This window comes from Terriglobales bacterium (genome assembly GCA_035561515.1).
Taxonomy (GTDB): domain Bacteria; phylum Acidobacteriota; class Terriglobia; order Terriglobales; family Acidobacteriaceae; genus DATMXP01.
This window is the reverse complement of record DATMXP010000030.1, coordinates 1-2,924: the sequence shown is the minus strand read 5'-3', so window position 1 is coordinate 2,924 and position 2,924 is coordinate 1. Positions and strand designations below refer to the sequence as shown.

The following is a 2,924-nucleotide window of genomic DNA, read 5'->3' as shown; positions in this document are numbered from 1 at the left end:
TGCAGGTAAACAGGGATGGGGCTGTCTTTCTGGACGCGAGCGGCGATCAATGCCTCGATGCTGCAACCGGGGATTGATTTCATTTCCATATTTCTAGTTGTCTATACTGGCCATCTAGTCTACTATACAGGTGTCTTGGGGTCAAAGGTCTTTTTGTGTGTTATGCCGATGGATCCAGACGCTGAGAAGTTACCGAGCAAAACGGCGCTCGACAGCTACATCGTGACCCTGTCAAACTCGGCGCAGAACAGCGATCGAGCGGGGGAAGGAGCGGCTGCCGAGGCAGCGTTTTCCGTCTTCGCTGCATTCATTAACGGTATGTAATTTCCGCACTCGTCTCCAGCGGTGCAAGTGCGTGGGCGTGCAGGGCGCCTTCGACGCTACTTGGATGAAAGGCCGTTTACCAGCCCGAACTCTCCGTCGCCGGCGGAATTGTCGCCAAATACGGGGGACTTGTCGGGGGTTGTCGCCGAACAGCGGCTTCGGAAGGCCATATCGACGAGATGGGGACTTTTCGCTAACGTGGTTGGATTCCGAGTGGCCGCTGATCCGGGCGTCGTGTTGAAACCAACGCCTCTGGCGGAGGGCCCAAGCGGTTGAATGACGGTATCGGCTAGAATTGCTTGATGCTCCGTGAAGACTTGGTTCGATTCTGGGAAGAACATACCCGGCATGAGTTTTCCACGCGCGACACGGAGGCAACACTGGCCACGATGGTGGAAGATGCCTACGTCAATCACGTCCCGGTGCTGACGGGCGGCTCGGGGCGAACCGCTTTGCGCTCCTTCTATTCCCGTGATTTCATTCCGAGCATGCCGCCCGACACGAAGCTCACACCGATCTCACGAACAGTGGGTGAAGAGCAGTTGGTGGATGAAATGATCTTCTCGTTCACTCACACGCAGGAAATGCCCTGGATGCTGCCGGGTGTTGCTCCTACAAATCGCTACGTGGAAGTGGCTTTGGTCGCCATCGTGCGGTTTCGCGATGGCAAGATTGCACATGAACACATCTACTGGGATCAGGCTTCCGTGCTGAAGCAGATCGGATTGCTCACCGACACTGGATTGCCGGTTTTTGGAGTGGAGTCTGCGCGCAAAGTGCGCGCTGGCGGGTGATGGTCTCATATCTGCCAGAGGTGGTGAGTTTGTGCTGCGATTCCGCGGCTGATCTCATGCCTGGGCTGCGGAACGCCCCGGATCATTCGCCACCCGGAAGCTGAGCGGGCCTCGTCGATTTGACGCCTAACGCCCTACTCGCGGATTGGCGGGCGCAAGCTTGCTGCCGGGGCTCGGGAATGATATGTGGCGCTTCCGTCCATTGACTCCGCAGTTCCTGCGCGGCGGCGGCCATGCCCTATTTCGACATTCGTCAAAGGAACTGAACCGCGTTTCTACGCCATTATCAGAGAGTGCGCCACTATCGCGCTTGCAGAGGTGGCGAGATGGTAGTCTGATCGGTTGCGATGAATCGCAGAACGCATCGATGGATAGTGAACAACCTGGTCGTCCCGCCAGTACGCTTCCTTGCATTCGTCCTAAGACCGATATGGCTTCTGTTGGGCTTGCTTGACAGACCACTGGCAAGGCGAAACGAGAGGAAGCTTCGGCTCGATATAGCTGAGGCGATGCCCTTTCTCTTTGAGGAGCAACACGCCCGCATAATTCCGAATGAAGGCGTCCTTTTCCCCCCGGTTTCGACTACGCTTTCGTGACGCTCGAAGTCGGGAACATGCTGATCCGTTTCTGCCGTGGACGGGGCGAACTTGACGTACATGTCGGCTCTAGAACTCGTCCGAGCGATCTACACGAACTTGGTCTCGTGCTGGGCCTCTTGAACAAACAGTGCGAGGTTAAGCGCTGGGGCATCGTGGACGTGTGGCACGCTGCCACCGTCCTGGAAAGTCACATGGATCTTCTCAAGCGTGCCCTCGGCGGCGAGGTGCCCGATGAGGTTTTGATGCGAGGTCTGGCGCAGGTCGCAACAAGCGACCGAATCGCCATTCGTGAGGCCGAATGGGAGATCAACAAGCAACTGAGGTCACGTTGGGAATGATATGTGGGGCTTCATTCCATTGAGGCACGAGGACCCGACAACTCCCGGTACTTATTGTTCCACCAGCGAACAAGATCCGCATGTTGCCCATGGGTGATCCATGCGATGTTCTCGGGGGCGCTTGGCGGCCCTCCGAACGCAATCGGGGTGACGTACCACTTGACCCTGCCGACGAAGCGTGCATCAGCAACAAGCTGATCTTCGTCCAGAGGGTGAAAACGTGCGATGTGCTTGAGGTCGCATGGAACCGTAGGCACCGTGAAGATGCCGCCCTTCGGGTCCTCAATGATAAAGTCGTCCCAGCCGCGCAGGCCAATGACGCGGTATCCGGGCAGCATGTCCGCGATGCCGTATCGCTGAGCCACCGACGGCAGGTCGTCCTCTGAGAACAAGACCACGTAATCGTCGCCGCTCCAACCCTCTCGCATCGCGCTTACATGTTAACTCATCGCCCGTGTTCGTCACCGCGTCTGAGTTCCGGTCTTGAAGTGGGGTTACCGGAAACTGAGTTAGTCCGAAACCTGAGATATCGGAGAGCACTCTGGGGACGAGGCTCGGGGGGTGCAACGATTCCGGGGCCGCCTGAAGTGACTGGAGGTGCGCGCCGCCGTCAGAGCAGGTTTGCAGCGACGCGCGATTCTCAGTTACCCGTCGCCGCGAACCAGTTACCTCCTGGGCTGGTGACGAAAATGATGGGTGCGATACACGGGCTGGGCAGGTTGAGCCAGGCTTCAATTTTCGCGTTTCCGCCGCCGGTGCTCGCCGGTCCTGTGGTAGCCGGGAACGGAGCAGTCGTTAAATTCACCGTTGCCGGCGCACCGCCCGCGTCCTTCGTCAGACAACTGACGACCGCCCTGAACGCTGTGACC

5 protein-coding genes are annotated in these 2,924 nt (G+C 58.1%); 3 read left to right on the top strand and 2 right to left on the bottom strand.

What is annotated here, in order from left to right; genetic code table 11:
• Positions 1–162 precede the first annotated feature (162 nt).
• The 3 genes from VN577_14805 to VN577_14795 all read left to right on the top strand — a co-directional run bounded on the left by VN577_14805 (position 163) and on the right by VN577_14795 (position 2,055).
• Positions 163–324, top strand: a complete 162-nt coding sequence (locus VN577_14805) for a hypothetical protein (GenBank protein HWR16095.1) — start codon at positions 163–165, stop codon at positions 322–324.
• Between the two features lie 302 nt (positions 325–626).
• Positions 627–1,118 (top strand): ester cyclase, encoded by a 492-nt coding sequence (locus tag VN577_14800; protein HWR16094.1) that lies wholly within the window; start codon positions 627–629, stop codon positions 1,116–1,118.
• 613 nt (positions 1,119–1,731) lie between these two features.
• The gene (locus VN577_14795; protein ID HWR16093.1) at positions 1,732–2,055 is read left to right on the top strand and encodes a hypothetical protein; all 324 of its coding nucleotides are present in this window, start codon (positions 1,732–1,734) and stop codon (positions 2,053–2,055) included.
• Between the two features lie 11 nt (positions 2,056–2,066).
• Here VN577_14795 and VN577_14790 read toward each other — a convergent pair whose 3' ends face one another.
• Positions 2,067–2,483: a hypothetical protein gene (locus VN577_14790; protein ID HWR16092.1), complete on the bottom strand. Its 417-nt coding sequence runs from the start codon at positions 2,481–2,483 to the stop codon at positions 2,067–2,069.
• A 212-nt stretch (positions 2,484–2,695) separates the two neighbouring features.
• A partial coding sequence (locus VN577_14785) for a hypothetical protein (GenBank protein ID HWR16091.1) occupies positions 2,696–2,924 on the bottom strand: 229 nt, incomplete at its 5' end.

Excerpts from the sequence above, each read along its gene's own strand:
- VN577_14805 (HWR16095.1), top strand. The coding sequence starts at position 163 with ATGCCGATGGATCCAGACGCTGAGAAGTTACCGAGCAAAACGGCGCTC.
- VN577_14800 (HWR16094.1), top strand. The coding sequence starts at position 627 with ATGCTCCGTGAAGACTTGGTTCGATTCTGGGAAGAACATACCCGGCAT.
- VN577_14795 (HWR16093.1), top strand. The coding sequence starts at position 1,732 with ATGCTGATCCGTTTCTGCCGTGGACGGGGCGAACTTGACGTACATGTC.
- VN577_14790 (HWR16092.1), bottom strand. The coding sequence starts at position 2,483 with ATGCGAGAGGGTTGGAGCGGCGACGATTACGTGGTCTTGTTCTCAGAG.